Below are 15,957 nucleotides of genomic sequence, written 5' to 3'. Positions count from 1 at the left end.
TAGAATAATAATATTTAATTGACTGTTTTATAAATCTTTTTTAAGATAAAATAGATAGAATTGAAATTATTTTATAAAAACAAAGGTGGAGGAGTCATGAAGAAAGCAGTATTTTTTGATATAGATGGAACACTTTTAGATTGTATGGATGGAATATTAGATATTACTCCAAAGGTAAAAAAAATGATAAAATCGCTTCAAGAAAATGGAGATTATGTATTCATCGCAACAGGTAGACCATATGCACTTTTAGATAAAAATATATTAAATTTTGGATTTGATGGTTTTATATTAGCAAATGGTGCTCACGTATTAATTAACAATGAAACTATACACAGTGAGCCTATTGATAAAGAATTTATAAAAGACTTAGTTAAAGAATTTGAAAAGAATAATATTCAGTATATTTTGCAAGGTGAACTATACTCGTATATGAAAGAACATTGTAAAGAATTTTATGCCTATTATGATGGGTTAGGTATTTCAAGGAAATATTTAACTGGAAAATTTAATCTTGAAGATGTAGATATACATAAAGTAGAAATGTTATGTCCAGATGATGAGTCTATGGATTTATGTTTGTCACTTGCTAAAAGTAATCCAGAATGTGATTATTTTAGTAGTGTAAACAAAAGAGCGCTTGAGTTATATTTAAAGAAAAATACTAAGGGTACGGCAATTTTAAAGGCAATAGAATACCTAGATATACCAATTGAGAATACTTTTGCATTTGGCGATGGAAAAAATGACATAGAGATGTTATCAACTGTTGGTTGCGGTATAGCTATGGGAAATGCCTCTGATGAAGTTAAAAAGATCGCAAAAAAAATTACCGATTCAGTTCAAAATGATGGAGTAGCTGTAGGTATAAAGAAATTCGTAATGGATTAAAATATTTATTAGCTTCATTATTGAAACTTATCTCCTTATTCAAAGTTACAATTCTATAAATATGCTAATATATAAGTATGCATAAAAATGATGGAGAGAAATACGTATGAATGAAATATCAAAAACTTTAAAGAAGGAAGATGCATACATAAATATAAAGAAGAACAAATTATCTAAGAATAACTCAATCAAATACTAGAAGTAAGAACGTGATATAAATTATAGATTATGGTGAAGTAGAATGCTACTTCATTTTTTTTGTAGAAAATAAAGGATATTTAGAGAAAATGTTGAATTATGCACTATATAGTAGGGATGGATCGAAAGGAGATGAACTATGAAAGAATTTCTAAACATACTAAATGACTATATTGTAGTATTAGATAAAAATTTTCATTTTAAATTTTGTAATGAAAGTTTTCTAAAAGAAGTTGGAATAGAAAAAAATAATATACAAAAATTTAGATTAGATTCATCGAGCGAAGAAGAAATAGTTATTAATTTAAAAGATAATAATATGTATACTACTATTCTAAGAGTATTTATTGATAAGAAATATCTAAAGCTATATAGTAAATTAATTAAACACGTTCAAGATAAAGAAGTAATATATTACGTATACGTATATAAGATAGAAAAATCAAACTTTGAGATATGTCAAGGAAAGGCAAATGATAGAATAGAAAACGAGTTAAATAATCAACAGTATTGTATAGAATTATTAGAAGATATAAAATTAAAATTAAAATCGGATGTTGCAATAGAAGATATATTTAAAAATATTGATATAGAGAATTTAATAAATGAATTAATAAATATAATATATAATTGCGAATTAGTGCAAAAGGATATTAAGTTATTTTTAGATTTATCTACAGATTTCATTGGAACATTAGACAAAGAAGGAAATCTAGTAATGGTAGATGATTCATGTAGCAAGATAATAGGATGGGAACCTAATGAATTAATAAGTAACAATATATTAAATATTATACATGATAGATACAAGGAGAGTTTTAAGGAATGCTTAAATAAAATCACAACAGAGGTTACTACTATCGAAAATAGAGTAAAGTGTAAAGATGGACGATATAAATGGTTAAGATGGAATATTAAGAATGTAATAGAGGTGGGATTAGTAGCAGTAGCTGTTAGAGATGTAAGTGTAGAGAAAAAAGAAGAAAAAAGAATAATTAAACTAAAGCAAGAAATAGAATCAGAAAACTTAAAAAATCAGTTCTTTGCTAATTTATCCCATGAATTTAGAACACCTCTAAATATAATTCTTGGAACCATCCAATTACTCGATATGAATATTAATAAGGGAAATATATATACGGCAAATAAAGTTGATATAGACAACTATTCAAAGCTTATAAAACAAAATTCGTATAGACTTTTAAGAATGGTAAATAATTTAATTGATATGAGTAAGATAGATGCAGGTTATTATAAATTAGAACTTAATAGCTATAACATAGTAAATGTAGTAGAAGATATAAGTCTGTCTGTTGCAGAATATGCTAAAGGAAAAAATATTAATCTGATTTTTGATACAGATTGCGAGGAATTAGTTATTACCTGTGACTCTGATAAGATAGAAAGGATATTATTAAATTTATTATCTAATTCTATTAAAAATACAGACAGTGGAGGAACTATATATGTAAATGTAAATACAGGAATCGATAAGGTAAATATATCGGTAGAAGATAATGGACATGGAATACCGGATAGTAAACTATCAAATATATTTAATAGATTTGAGCAGGTTGATGACTTATTAATTCGTAGTTATGAGGGAAGCGGTATAGGATTATCTTTAGTTAAATCTTTAGTTGATATGCACGGAGGAGATATTTCTGTGAAAAGTAAGGTAGGAATAGGAACTATATTTGATTTTAGTATTCCAAATAATTTAGTGAACTCTTGTGAAATTAGAGAACGTAATAATAAGTTAAATAGTAATAAAATTGAAAAATGTGACATAGAGTTTTCCGATATATATAAATAATGAAATAGAATACAACACAGAAATACTATGAATAAGTTGTAATAGACTTATTTATAGTATTTTGTGTTGCTAACATCAACTATTATAAGTCGAGGATTAAGTCAAAATTGAGTTCCGTAAGTAAAGATATAGACAAAAGTTGAGAAATGCTATCTAAATGATATTTATAAATAGCATCTTCAGACCAATTGGATTTGTCCAAGGAATTATTCTCAAGTAAATATAGGCCATGAACATGATGAAGTAATTGTTCGAAAATACTAAAATATTCTTTGATTTCAGTTAAATCAGCATCTTTATTAGCATATGTAATCTCATCCAAAAGTTGATTATAATAATTTTTTAAATCATCGAATAATCCTTCATACTTAGGATATTCACTAAAATTATTTTTTGATACCATATCGGATACCAGATCTATACAATCAACGTGGACTGAATTAAAAGCGGAAGAAATATATTTTAGATGATTATGACGGCTTACTCCATAATTAACTGCTAGGGCTATTAATAAACCTATCAAAGTATCAACAGTACGGAATATAGAGTAGGTTAGAGGATCATTCTGTCCAATTCCAATAAGTATTGCTGTAAATGTTACCGATGCAATACCAGCTGAATCAGATATTCTAAATAAATTGCATAGATGTATAATAAGAACAACGCCAATGGCAGTAGAGATAACTTCTCCATGAGTTAAAAGAGCAAATATATATCCTATAAAACCTCCTAATAAAGTTCCTACTATACGCGATCTAGCATCTGATATAGAGCTTTTCATTGTATTTTTTATAGAAAATATACAAACAGATACTGTATATACTGGAGTTTCAACTAAGCCATAATATCCAGCTAGTGTTGCTAAAAACACAGCTATTCCTGTTTTTATTGTTCTAAGTCCTATTTTTTTCATAGAAAATTCTAAGGTATTGTTTTCCTTATATAACTCCCTTCGTAATGTTTATACAATAGATAGTGATATTATACTTTATATTTTATTACATATCTATAAATAAAGTTAAAATAATTGATAAATATAATAAATTAAAATAACTAATAGTATTATTTTGAATAATATAATATATTTTGTGAAATAAAAAAATAAATATCCATCAAAGATAAGTAATAAAACTTTGATGGATATCTACTTTATATAAATTCACCATATGAGATATTATTTTATTTCATTTCCACATACATATATCTTTTTTATATTTGTATGATTACCAATATAAATGAATTTTTGAATTCTTTCTTCAAGGGATAAATCAAGTTTGCTTAAATTACTATCATCAATAACTAGTGCATCAAACTCATAATCTTTTTCAAAACTACCAACTTTTCCAAAGAATTGTCCACCACCTTTAGTTGCAAGGTAAAATACTTCTGAAGTAGATAAAAATGAGCTATTACGATTGTTATAAATCCACTTTATTTTAGATAGTTGAGCTGCAAGGACCATAACTTTAGTCATAGAAATCTCGTGACCTGCGCTGATATCAGAACCAAGACCAATGTTTAAATTATTATTAAGCATATCTTTAATTGGAGCTATACCACTAGATAAATTAGTATTAGAAGCTGGACAATGTGCCACAAATACACCATTTTCTTTTAAAATATTCATTTCATTTTCATCACTGTATACGCAATGAGCCATTATTGTATTTTTAGGCTTTAATAAACCAAAGGAATTATATACATTTGCATATCCCTTTATTTGGGGATGAAGTTCTGACACCCAATCTATCTCCCCTTGATTTTCAGAAAGATGAGATTGGATTTTTAAATTATGTTCATTGGCAATTCTCCCTAGACTTATTAACATTTTATCAGAACAAGTCGGAATAAATCTGGGCGTAATTATAGGTTTTACCAATGGATATTTATTAGCATACTCATTAATTATTTCAATGGTATCGTTTAAAGATTCATAAGTATCTTCTTTTATATAATCAGGACAATTTCTATCCATATTTACTTTTCCTATAAATGCAGATATGCCAGATGAATGAACTATATCAAATAGAATTTTTGTTCCTTCTTTATGTATACTACTAAATAAAACAGCTCTTGTAGTACCGTTTTCTTTTAATTTTTCTACAAAAGAAGAGTAAACATTTCTAGCATAATCTATATCTTTGAACTTGCTTTCTTCTATAAATGTATAAGTTTCTAGCCAAGGTATAAGTTCTTTATCAAGCCCTAAACCTCGATTTTCAAATTGTGGAGCGTGTGTATGTAAATCTACAAATCCTGGAATTATAAGATTATTACTATAATCTATAATTTCTAAGTTCTCAAATTCCTCTGGTAGAGAAGAATAAGTGCCATATACTTTATTGTTGTTAACAACAATATATCCATCTTTAAAGCATTCGAAATAATCAGTTTGTTTTGTAAAAACTATATCTCCCTTATATATTTTTATATTTTCCATTATAAATTCCCCTTAATTTTTATTGTCTTATATTATTATATATTTTATGGAATATATTAACAAACCAATATTTTTTATTTTTTGTTAAAAAAACTTATCAATATATTTAGAAAACGTTTAGTTAAATGGTTATATAATATTTGTCAATATAGTATTTTTTATATAGTAGATTTTTTGTTTGACACAGGTATGAAAAGGTATATATAATCAATATTTAAGGTTAATTTATATATTATTATAATAGAGGTGAATTATGACTAATGACATGACAAAGGGAAGTCCCCTTAAAATTTTTATATTGTTTTCCATACCATTATTAATAGGGAATATATTTCAACAATTATATAGCATGGTAGATACCATAATTGTTGGTAGATTTGTAGGAGTTGATGCACTTGCTGCAGTAGGTTCTACAGGTTCAATGTTTTTCCTAGTAAATGGTATGATACTTGGGCTTACAAGTGGATTTTCAGTTTTAGTTTCTCAAAAGTTTGGAGCTAAAGATGAAGAAGGAGTTAGAAAATCTGTAGCTAGTAACATTACATTAACAATAATCTCGACAATTATAATTACAGTAATTGCTTTATTATTAAAAAATACTGTACTAAAACTAATGAATACTCCAGAAAATATTTTTAATGATTCAAACACATATATAACTATAATATATGCAGGTATATTTACTCAAACAGCTTATAATATGGCTGCAGGTATATTAAGAGCGTTAGGAGATAGTAAAACTCCATTATACTTCTTAATAATATCTTCAATACTTAACATAGTTTTAGACTTAGTATTTATCGTTAACTTTAAAATGGGTGTTGCAGGTGCTGCATATGCTACTAACATAGCTCAGGGTCTTTCTGCAATATTATGTATTATTTATAGTTATAAGAAATTTAAAGTTTTAAGACTTAAAAAGGAAGATTTTAAAGTAGAAAAAAGCTATTATAAAAAACATTTAAACATTGCTATACCAATGGGATTACAATTCTCAGTAACTGCAGTTGGGGTAATAATAATTCAAAGTGCAGTAAATGTTTTTGGTTCAACTGTAATAGCATCATATACAGCATCATCAAAAGTACTACAATTAGTTATGCAACCATTAATATCATACGGAGTTACAATAGCAACTTATGCAGGTCAAAATTTAGGTGCTAAGAAATTTGATCGTATAGTAAATGGAATGAAGATAATGAATTATATTTCCATAGTTACTAGCTTAATTGCAGGAGCAATATTAGTATTCTTTGGGAAATACTTTGTAATGATATTTGTAGAAAATCCAACTGCTGAAATGATTGGATATACACAAGAAGTACTGAATTATGCAGCAGTATTTATGATATTCTTAGGAGCTATATTTATATATAGAAATGTACTTCAAGGTATGGGTGAATCATTTGTACCAATGATGGCTGGTGTATATGAATTAGTGGCAAGATGTATAGTTGCTTTTACATTACCAAAGTATATTGGATTTACAGGTATATGCTTATCAGATCCAATTGCATGGATAGCAGCAGCAGTTCCTTTAGGATTAGCTTATAAAAGTAAGATAAAACAAATAACAAAAGAAAAAGAAAGTATTGCTATATAGCAATACTTTTTTTAGGAAATTAAATTATTTATTACAATATAAATAGATATTCATTGAAGTATTTTGATGATTATAAAACTATAATAATCATAGTAGGATTTATTTAAAATAAATTATGATATAATATAAAAAAAGCATAATATTTAGGAGGACAGTATGGCTGGAAATATATTTGGGAAAATGGCTGCAGATACATTAGGATTATCTGATATAGGGAAAATAATAGCACCACAAGACTTTAATAAAGTTGATGGAGACGATTATATAATGCACGAAGATGGAGAAAAAATATACTTCGTAATTAAATCTAAAACAGATGAATATGTATTTACAAACTTAGGACTAATCCATGTAGATGGTGAAAGTGCAGTAAGTAAAAAAAGAGTAGTAAAAAGACATGAGTTTTACTCTGAAAATGTTCATTCGGTTACATTAGAAACTGCTGGAACAGTAGATTTAGATGTAGAAATAAAATTTAGTTTTGGGAATAACTCATTTAGTATAGATGTTGATAAAAAACAGATAGAACAGTTAAAAGATTTATATAAGGCTTTATTTGAGATAGGCAAAATACAACATAAGAATAATAAGTCTTATGAAAATGGAATCAATAGCTTAAATATGGCGAACGAAGCAGTAAGTAAAAGTAGAATAGAAGGAAATGTTGCTTTAACTCTTGAAGACATTACTAAATTTAACTTTAGTTGGATGAATAATATGAAAGAGCAATTTAGCAATAAGGACTTTGGACAAGTATTTGAGAAATATATAAATAATTAATTATAAGGGCACATCTTTTTCTTATTATAGAATCAGATATGCCTTTTATTATTTTATCATCATATTTATAGACTATCTTAAAATATTATTAATAGATGAATAATTTAATATTAGGGAGAATGAGTTTATGAACAATATATCTGTGTATGAAGGAATAATTTCTTTATTTATAATAATGCTAATTGGAATTTACGCAAGAAAAAAAGATATAATAACAGATGAAATAAACAAAGGAATAACAGAAATTCTTTTAAAAATATCTCTTCCATTGCTTATAATATCTTCATTTAATATTACATATAGTGATGAATTAAAAATAAATGTAATGAAATGTTTTTATTATAGTATTATAACTTTTATAATTAGTGTAATAATATCTAAAATATTATTAAAACGAATAAAATCAGAAAATAGATATATTCTTCAATTTTCTAATGTATTTTCAAATTGTGGATTTATAGGATTTCCAATAATAGAAGGAATATATGGAAAATAGGGATTAATTTATGCATCAGTATTTAATATGATATTTACAATATTCGTATGGACATATGGAGTATCACTATTTACAGGAGGGGTAAAAAAAGAAAATATAAAGAAAGTAATATCTAACCCATCTATTATAGCTGTCTGTATAGGAATATTAATTATGATATTTAAAATAAATTTACCATCAATTATACTAAATCCAATAGAAACAGTTGGTAGTATTACATCTGCATTATCAATGTTAATAGTAGGAGCAATAATAGCAAATATAAATATAAAAGATTATATAAAAGACTTAAGTTTATACTATGGTGTAGTTATAAAACTTTTAATAATTCCGATTTTAATATATTTTGTTTTACTATTACTACCAGGTCCATTAAAAGTAATTAAAGTCATGGTTTTATTGTCTTCAATGCCAACAGCAGCTATGGCACCAATATTTGCAGAAAGCTTTGAAAAAGATAGAGGATACGCATCTGTACTACTTTTTTTAACTACATTATTTTCAGTAATTTCTTTTCTAATAATGATTGTTATAATAAAATAATAAATAAAAAATATAAAAAGAAAATTTATAGATATAAAAAATTATATATTATAGACTTACTTTATAGTATATAATAATCAGATAAGAAATAGGGGATGGTAAAATTGAAGTTTTCAATAGGACAAGTAAGCAAATTATTTGAAATAAGCAAAGATACATTAAGGCATTATGATAAAATTGGAATCTTAAAACCTGAGGTTGATAAAAATAACGGATATAGATACTACTATGAAGGAGATTTAGAAAAGCTTGGGCTCATACTAGAAACCAAATATCTTGGAATACCTCTTGCCGAAATAAAAGAAACAATAGAAAGTGAAGATTTAAAAGAGTATAAAAATCTTGTTGAAAAACAAGAACAATCTATAATAAAGCAAATAGAAGAATTAAAAATAAAACAAAAACATTTACAAGAGGCAAAGGAAGAACTAGATAAAATTATAGATTTTGAAAATAAATATGATCTTAGCAAATTAAAAATATATGAAGAATTTATGTATCTTTATGGAGTTAATTTAAAAAACATATATAATGGAAGTTTTTATAAGGAGTTTCTACAAGATTTAGATGAAAGTTTAGGTTTTGATGAAGAGGAGTATTTCTATAATTATGAGATATTAGATAATAATCAGTTAAAAGAAAATGAATATGAAATTTATATAAAGGAAAATAAGAATAATACAGATCTAATACAAAAATATATAAAAGAAAGTAAAATAGACGTTATTAGGAAATCTATAAATAGTAAAGTAGTTTCAACTTACTTTTATGGAAATGAAAATGAAATAAATGATTACATAATATCTCTTAATAAACACTTTAATAAAAATAAACCTACAAATGCATATGTAATGTACGAATTTATTTTACATAAAAAAAATAATGAAAAGGAATATTATGTGAAAATAATTTTAGAAATTTAAAAGTTAGTTTTGATTGAGTTACTGAAGTGGAGATTTTACTTTATGTTTCTAATGACTTTATTATTGAAAAATATATTGACTGTAGACCTACTCTACTCTTTAAAATAAATGTAGACATAAAGAAGTAGGAGGTTAAAATTTTGAATTTATTAAAAAATAAGGTATTTACAACAATTTTGATTACAGACATAATACAACAAGCAGCTATATGGATAAGAAATATATCTATAATGTTTTTTATGATGGATGTAACTAATGGTGACCCTATGGCAGTATCATCTTTAAATTTTATAGAGATGGTACCCATGTTTTTATTTACTTTTTTAGGAGGAATAATTGCAGATAAATACAACCCTAAAAGATTAATGCTATTAGGTGATTCTCTTAGTTTTATTTCATTTGTGATATTAGGTTCTTTAATAAATAAAGGATATATTATAGCTATATTTATAACGGTACTAATATCAGCTATAGTTACTCAGTTTTCATATCCTGCATCACAAAAGTATTTTAAAGAATTTGTAGAAGATAAAGATATTGATTCAGCAATAGGTATGTCTCAGCTATTGAGTTCAATATTTCCTATAATAGGTCCATTTTTAGGGTCATATTTTTATTTTACTTTTGGAATAGGAAAAACATTACTAATTATATCTTTTATGTTTTTAGCATCTATAATACTTATATATACATTACCCAATAAAAAATTTGAAAAAATAGAAAGTGCTGGATTAATAGAAGATATTAAACTTACTTTTGATTATTTAAATAAAAAAAGAATATTAAAAGTTTTTGCTAGAATGTTTTTATTAATTTCATTTGCAATAGGGATAGCTGGAAATTTAGATATATTTTTAGTAACACAAAGACTAGGTCTAAATGAAGAATTTTATCAATTCTTCTCAGGTATAGCAGGAGTTGGAGTTATAGTTGGTGGAGGAGCTTATATTCTATTATCCAAGTATTTAAAAAATATTAAAATAGTATATTCTTTAATTGGTGTATTTTCGATAACTGTATTTATTGAAGGATATTCAACTATTCCACTACTTACAATGGTTTTACAGTTTATAGATAATGTTATTGGAGGAATATTAAGTGGATATGTAATGACATTAATGACTAAACAAACAGAACAAGAATACTTAGGTAGAATAAATGGATTTACTTCAACATTGATGTATTTTGGGATTATGATATCTTCTATTTTATCAGGATTAATCATGAAGCATTATTCAATAGTAGCTGCTTTTTCTATAGCAAGTCTAATATTCCTAATATGCTTTGTAATGCTTTATATAGAATGTAAAAGAGGTTTATTCGATGATGATAAAGTATTAGAATCAAACTATATTAATAAAATTGATGAAAATTTTGAATAAAATATGAAAATTTATTTGAAAAATATAATAAGATAAAATATCATAATAAAAAACCGTATCACTTATTTTTGATACGGTTTTTTATTATACAGCATTTCTTTGAATATTACCATTTGCAATAGGTGGAAACATTTTGAAGAATAAAAGTCTCATTAAAGGGGAAATAATTAGTAAATTTAATGGAATAGCAAAAATAAAGTTTGTAATTATTGCCATACCATAATCAGAAATAAAGTTAGGTCCAAATCCCATATTAGTAGCTACCCCAAAAAATGACATCCAAATAACCATACCACATCCTGTGAAAAATGACATACATATTCCTACTTTTGTCATACTATCATTTGCTTTCAATATTTTACTTGTGATAATTTTTACAATTCTACCAACTATGAATATATCTCCAATTAATGCATAGATAAAAGCTAGTGGGAATCCCATTAAAGCATGCTTAAATGTATTTGATGAAAATCCTTCAATCATAGCTACATTATAGCAACTCATAATAAATACCATTGATGTACATATCATTAATATAAATATAAATTTCTCCTTCTTATTTTTAAACAAGTTAATTACCTCTGTTTTATTATATTGTCAACTTTGTTGACTAAAGTATAATATCATCTTTTTGCAAAAAAAGTCAACTAAGTTTACTAAAATACATTATTTATTTGACAAATTATATATAATATAAATATAGTACTTAATTAAGACAAAGGAGAATTAAGATGAATTCAGATTTTCAAAGTCTAAATATAATAGATTTAATAAGTGAAAAACATGCAAAATTAAGAAGGTTGGTTATAGAAACTTGGATCAAAATGGGAGAAGAAAGAGTTAGTGATACAGAATCATATATGTTAGCATTGATAGAAAAAAATGAATTAACGGTAGCACAGACTGCAAGAATAATAGGGATTTCACGTCAAGGAGCTCACAAAAGTGCAAAAAGTTTAGCTGAAAGAGGATATATTATAATAGAAAATCAAGATACAAATGCTAGAGATAAGTTACTTTATCTAACTGAAAAAGGAATGAGATTTTGCAAGGAGACATTAATTTTAAAAGAAAAATTTGAGGATGAGATTATAAATTCTATAGGAGAAGATAATTTTAAAATATTAAAAGATTGCTTAAGCAAAGAGTGGATTAAAAAGTAAAGTGAGATGATTTACTTAAGTAAAGTGAATAGGAGAACAAATATGAAACATGAATGGAGAAAAAAAGAAAAAAATTATTACATGCCAATAACTAAACCTGAAATAGTAAATATGGAAAAGTTAAAATTTATTCAAATAAAAGGAAGTGGAAATCCAAATAGTGAAGAGTTTTCTGAAAAAGTAGGTACTTTATACTCATTGGCTTATGCTATAAAAATGATGCCTAAAAAAGGAATAACTCCAATTGGATACTTCGACTATACTGTATACCCTTTAGAAGGCATATGGGATTTGAAAGAAGAATCTAGAAATGATGAAGTATTTGATAAAAATAATTTGGTATATACAATAATGATTAGACAGCCAAAATTTGTTAATGAAGGTGTATTTCAAGAAGCTATAGATATTGTAAAAAAGAAGAATAAAAATATTTTACTAGATGAAGTTGAATTTTGTACTATTGATGAAGGTATGTGCGTTCAAATGATGCATATAGGACCTTTTGATGATGAGTATAAGACTTTTGAAGTAATGAAACAGTTTTGTGAAGATAATAACTTATTAATAAAAAATAAAGCACATAGAGAAATTTACATATCTGATTTTAGAAAAACATCTCAAGAAAAACTAAAAACAGTATTACGATATATGGTTGAATCTAAATAGAAATGGATTAATCTAAATAAAATAAATGTGAATGTTTTAATATATATAGATTTTGAATAATATCTATAGAAAAAATATTTTAAAATATATTGACAATTCTAAAGATTGAATATATTATTTAAATAACAAAATATTAAATTAATCCAATGAAGAGGAGAGTAAATGTAAATAAAGTTTCAGCGAGTTAGGGTTGGTGTGAGCCTAATAATTAAGTTTACAATGAAGAGAGCCTTGGAGGATATCATCGGAAATTAAGTATGATGATAGGTTACTCGCCTTAAGAGTTTGAGAGGAAAATTATAAATAAATATAATTTTCAATAAGAGTGGTAACGCGGATAATCGTCTCTTGGTTTTAATAAACCAAGAGGCGTTTTTTAATTACAAGAAAATGAATTTGATTATAAAAATAAGGAGGTGATAGAAATGGAAGATAGGAGGAATAAGAAGAATATAACTCTAAAAATAAAAATTATAAATTCAGGAGGATTATGAAATGCAAAATATTAATACAATAAAAAAACAAAATAATAAGAAATTTAATGAAATTATAAAGTTTGTTATGCCATCAGTGGTAGGAATTATATTATTTATATTACCACTTAATTATGCAGGTAGTATAAACATAGGAATTGGATATATGGCTGATTTATTCAAAGAATACTTTGGTGAGTATCTACCAGCCCTTATGACAGTAGTAGTATTATTATCTACAATAGTCTCAATAATAACAGTAATATTTAAGCCAAAAGTAATAATAAACAATGAATTTTTAAATGAATGTTTTTATATAACACCAATATGGATAACTTTTCGTATAATAGGATCAATATTTATCTTAAGTACATTTTTCAAAGTAGGACCAGAATTCATGCATTCACCGGCAACTGGAGGAACTTTACTATTCGATTTAATGCCAACTCTTGCAACATGGTTTTTATTATCAGGATTCTTCTTACCTTTACTACTTAATTATGGAATTATGGACTTTTTTGGAACTTTAATAAAAGGTATAATGCGTCCGCTATTCTTAGTGCCAGGAAGAAGTGCAATAGATGCAATAGCATCATGGATAGGAAGCGGACCTGTAGGAATAGTACTTACTAATAAGCAACTACAAGAAGGATATTATACAGCGAAGGAAGCAGCAATAATATCATCATGTTTCTCACTGGTATCGCTACCATTTGCAACAGTAGTAGCATCTTTCTTAAAAATATCTCACTTATTTTTACCATTTTATTTAACAATATCACTTGCATCTTTTATGGCAGCTATAGTATTACCAAGAATTTATCCATTAAGTAAAATAAGTGATGAATACATGGTCAAGTGTCAAATAAATGAAGAAGTACCTGAAAATATGTCTACATTACAACATGCTTTCAATACTGGAGTAAGTAAGGCTAATTCAAATAATAGTTTTATAGATATAATTAAAAATGGATTTAAAATAGTTATTGATGTATATATAAATTTAATGCCTATGGTTATGTGTTGGGGAACTTTAGGACTTATAGTAACAGAGTATACTCCTATATTTACTATACTTTCATATCCAGTAATATTTTTCTTAAATTTACTTCAAATACCAGAATCAACTCAAGCTGCACCAGCAGTACTTGTAGGATTTGCTGATATGTTCTTACCATCAGTGTTAGCAGCAGGGATAGAGTCAGAAATGACGAGATTTATAATCGGGGCATTATCATTTACGCAGTTAATTTACATGACTGAAACAGGAGTAATAATATTAAAGTCAGATATTCCTTTAAATATAAAAGATTTATTTGTAATATTTATAGAAAGAACTATAATTACATTACCAATAATAACTTTAATTGCCAATTTTGTATTTTAAAATTAATTATTGTATAGTTTAGAAATATTGTAAGGAGAAAGAGTATGAGTTTTATATCTAACAAATATCAAAATATAAAAGCAAACGCAATGATGGCAGCATCAGATACTATAAATTTAAGACATGATATAATAGATTTAAGTGTAGGAGATCATGATATATTCACAGATCAAAGAGTTATAGATGCAGCAGTAAGAAATAATGTCATAGGTCATACACTATATACTCATCCATTAGGAGATCCTAAGTTTAGAGAGATAATAGTTAAATCTGTAGAAGAAGATTATGAATGTAAAATAAATTTAGAAAATATAATAGTAACTATTGGAGCTGGGCATGCACTGTATCTAGCATTACAAGGAATAGTAAACAACGGCGATGAAATCTTAGTAATTGCACCTTATTATCCAGCATATATAGATCAAGTCAGTTCAGTAGATGGAAATATAGTGTTAGTAAAGACTAGTGAAACAAATGGTTTTATACCAACTATAGGAGAGATAAAAGAAAAAGTAACACACAAAACCAAGGCAATAATAATAAATTCACCAAACAATCCGACGGGAGCAATTTATCCAAAAAGTTTACTAGAAGATATATATAAGTTAAGTATAGAAAATAACTTTATGATATTATCAGATGAAGTTTATACGGCATTTACATATGCTGATAATAAATTTGTATCAATGTTAGAAATAGATAAAAATCTTACGAATACAATTGTACTTAAATCTATGTCTAAGGATTATGCAATGACAGGATGGCGAATTGGATACATGATAGGTAGTGAAGAGATTATTAATATAGCCAAATATATAAATGACGGAATAACTTATTCAGCTCCTACTATATGCCAAGAAGGGTCTATAGAAGCTCTTAAACTCAGAAAAGAGATAAGTATTAAATTAAGATGTACTTATAATGATAGAATAAAGTACGCTTTTTCTAGAATTAATAAAATAGATAATATTGAAGTAAAATTGCCTCAAGGATGTATATACTTATTTATTGATATTGAAAAAACAGGATTAGATGGAGTAGCTTTTTCAAATTTATTACTAGAGAGTGGAGTTTTAGTACTTCCTGGAGATATTTTTGGAGATGAATATAAAAATTATATAAGATTAACTTGTAATAAGGATATTAAGATCTTAGAAGAAGCTTTTGATAGAATAGAAAAAATTAGTATATTTTAA

15 protein-coding genes and 1 other annotated feature are annotated in these 15,957 nt (G+C 25.9%); of the genes, 12 read left to right on the top strand and 3 right to left on the bottom strand.

Annotated elements, in window-relative coordinates:
- Positions 1-96: 96 nt before the first annotated feature.
- Positions 97-891, top strand: a complete 795-nt coding sequence (locus H8923_RS01000) for an HAD family hydrolase (protein WP_153971468.1) — start codon at positions 97-99, stop codon at positions 889-891.
- Between the two features lie 337 nt (positions 892-1,228).
- Positions 1,229-2,905 (top strand): sensor histidine kinase, encoded by a 1,677-nt coding sequence (locus H8923_RS00995; RefSeq protein WP_153971469.1) that lies wholly within the window; start codon positions 1,229-1,231, stop codon positions 2,903-2,905.
- 82 nt (positions 2,906-2,987) lie between these two features.
- Here the strand turns inward: H8923_RS00995 and H8923_RS00990 are convergent, their stop codons facing one another.
- Together H8923_RS00990 and guaD are read right to left on the bottom strand one after the other, a co-directional pair.
- On the bottom strand, positions 2,988-3,818 hold the full coding sequence (locus H8923_RS00990; RefSeq protein WP_153971470.1) for an FUSC family protein: 831 nt from the start codon (positions 3,816-3,818) through the stop codon (positions 2,988-2,990).
- 261 nt (positions 3,819-4,079) lie between these two features.
- Complete coding sequence (guaD, locus tag H8923_RS00985; protein ID WP_153971471.1) at positions 4,080-5,345, bottom strand: guanine deaminase; 1,266 nt, start codon at positions 5,343-5,345, stop codon at positions 4,080-4,082.
- 253 nt (positions 5,346-5,598) lie between these two features.
- On the opposite strand from guaD, the gene H8923_RS00980 reads away from it, so the two are divergent.
- The 6 genes from H8923_RS00980 to H8923_RS00955 all read left to right on the top strand — a co-directional run bounded on the left by H8923_RS00980 (position 5,599) and on the right by H8923_RS00955 (position 11,072).
- Positions 5,599-6,948, top strand: coding sequence for an MATE family efflux transporter (locus H8923_RS00980; protein ID WP_153971472.1), 1,350 nt, complete (start codon positions 5,599-5,601; stop codon positions 6,946-6,948).
- Between the two features lie 156 nt (positions 6,949-7,104).
- Positions 7,105-7,728 carry a PH domain-containing protein gene (locus H8923_RS00975; protein WP_153971473.1) on the top strand — a complete coding sequence of 208 codons (624 nt, stop codon included), beginning with the start codon at positions 7,105-7,107 and terminating at the stop codon, positions 7,726-7,728.
- 127 nt (positions 7,729-7,855) lie between these two features.
- Positions 7,856-8,224: an AEC family transporter gene (locus H8923_RS00970; protein ID WP_153971474.1), complete on the top strand. Its 369-nt coding sequence runs from the start codon at positions 7,856-7,858 to the stop codon at positions 8,222-8,224.
- Between the two features lie 27 nt (positions 8,225-8,251).
- Positions 8,252-8,767 (top strand): AEC family transporter, encoded by a 516-nt coding sequence (locus H8923_RS00965; protein WP_153971475.1) that lies wholly within the window; start codon positions 8,252-8,254, stop codon positions 8,765-8,767.
- 104 nt (positions 8,768-8,871) lie between these two features.
- Positions 8,872-9,690 (top strand): MerR family transcriptional regulator, encoded by an 819-nt coding sequence (locus H8923_RS00960; protein WP_172976710.1) that lies wholly within the window; start codon positions 8,872-8,874, stop codon positions 9,688-9,690.
- A gap of 140 nt (positions 9,691-9,830) precedes the next feature.
- Positions 9,831-11,072: an MFS transporter gene (locus tag H8923_RS00955; RefSeq protein WP_153971477.1), complete on the top strand. Its 1,242-nt coding sequence runs from the start codon at positions 9,831-9,833 to the stop codon at positions 11,070-11,072.
- 84 nt (positions 11,073-11,156) lie between these two features.
- On the opposite strand, the gene H8923_RS00950 is transcribed toward H8923_RS00955, so the two are convergent.
- Positions 11,157-11,642: a DUF2798 domain-containing protein gene (locus H8923_RS00950; RefSeq protein ID WP_153971478.1), complete on the bottom strand. Its 486-nt coding sequence runs from the start codon at positions 11,640-11,642 to the stop codon at positions 11,157-11,159.
- A 161-nt stretch (positions 11,643-11,803) separates the two neighbouring features.
- On the opposite strand from H8923_RS00950, the gene H8923_RS00945 reads away from it, so the two are divergent.
- The 4 genes from H8923_RS00945 to H8923_RS00930 all read left to right on the top strand — a co-directional run bounded on the left by H8923_RS00945 (position 11,804) and on the right by H8923_RS00930 (position 15,957).
- Positions 11,804-12,235, top strand: coding sequence for a MarR family winged helix-turn-helix transcriptional regulator (locus H8923_RS00945; protein ID WP_153971479.1), 432 nt, complete (start codon positions 11,804-11,806; stop codon positions 12,233-12,235).
- A gap of 42 nt (positions 12,236-12,277) precedes the next feature.
- Positions 12,278-12,901: a GyrI-like domain-containing protein gene (locus H8923_RS00940; protein ID WP_153971480.1), complete on the top strand. Its 624-nt coding sequence runs from the start codon at positions 12,278-12,280 to the stop codon at positions 12,899-12,901.
- 137 nt (positions 12,902-13,038) lie between these two features.
- Positions 13,039-13,253: a binding site (T-box leader), on the top strand.
- A gap of 143 nt (positions 13,254-13,396) precedes the next feature.
- Positions 13,397-14,761 carry a YjiH family protein gene (locus H8923_RS00935; protein ID WP_243139930.1) on the top strand — a complete coding sequence of 455 codons (1,365 nt, stop codon included), beginning with the start codon at positions 13,397-13,399 and terminating at the stop codon, positions 14,759-14,761.
- Between the two features lie 44 nt (positions 14,762-14,805).
- On the top strand, positions 14,806-15,957 hold the full coding sequence (locus H8923_RS00930; protein ID WP_153971481.1) for an aminotransferase class I/II-fold pyridoxal phosphate-dependent enzyme: 1,152 nt from the start codon (positions 14,806-14,808) through the stop codon (positions 15,955-15,957).

The organism is Romboutsia faecis (genome assembly GCF_014323405.1).
GTDB lineage: Bacteria > Bacillota > Clostridia > Peptostreptococcales > Peptostreptococcaceae > Romboutsia_E > Romboutsia_E faecis.
Note: the sequence above shows the minus strand (reverse complement) of the source record. Positions and strands in the feature narration are given on the sequence as shown.

What these genes read in the sequence shown, in the direction of transcription:
- H8923_RS00970 (WP_153971474.1), top strand. Translation starts at nt 7,856, where the DNA reads ATGAACAATATATCTGTGTATGAAGGAATAATTTCTTTATTTATAATA.
- H8923_RS01000 (WP_153971468.1), top strand. Translation starts at nt 97, where the DNA reads ATGAAGAAAGCAGTATTTTTTGATATAGATGGAACACTTTTAGATTGT.
- H8923_RS00980 (WP_153971472.1), top strand. Translation starts at nt 5,599, where the DNA reads ATGACTAATGACATGACAAAGGGAAGTCCCCTTAAAATTTTTATATTG.
- H8923_RS00995 (WP_153971469.1), top strand. Translation starts at nt 1,229, where the DNA reads ATGAAAGAATTTCTAAACATACTAAATGACTATATTGTAGTATTAGAT.
- H8923_RS00945 (WP_153971479.1), top strand. Translation starts at nt 11,804, where the DNA reads ATGAATTCAGATTTTCAAAGTCTAAATATAATAGATTTAATAAGTGAA.
- H8923_RS00990 (WP_153971470.1), bottom strand. Translation starts at nt 3,818, where the DNA reads ATGAAAAAAATAGGACTTAGAACAATAAAAACAGGAATAGCTGTGTTT.
- H8923_RS00935 (WP_243139930.1), top strand. Translation starts at nt 13,397, where the DNA reads ATGCAAAATATTAATACAATAAAAAAACAAAATAATAAGAAATTTAAT.
- H8923_RS00940 (WP_153971480.1), top strand. Translation starts at nt 12,278, where the DNA reads ATGAAACATGAATGGAGAAAAAAAGAAAAAAATTATTACATGCCAATA.
- guaD (WP_153971471.1), bottom strand. Translation starts at nt 5,345, where the DNA reads ATGGAAAATATAAAAATATATAAGGGAGATATAGTTTTTACAAAACAA.
- H8923_RS00975 (WP_153971473.1), top strand. Translation starts at nt 7,105, where the DNA reads ATGGCTGGAAATATATTTGGGAAAATGGCTGCAGATACATTAGGATTA.
- H8923_RS00930 (WP_153971481.1), top strand. Translation starts at nt 14,806, where the DNA reads ATGAGTTTTATATCTAACAAATATCAAAATATAAAAGCAAACGCAATG.
- H8923_RS00965 (WP_153971475.1), top strand. Translation starts at nt 8,252, where the DNA reads ATGATATTTACAATATTCGTATGGACATATGGAGTATCACTATTTACA.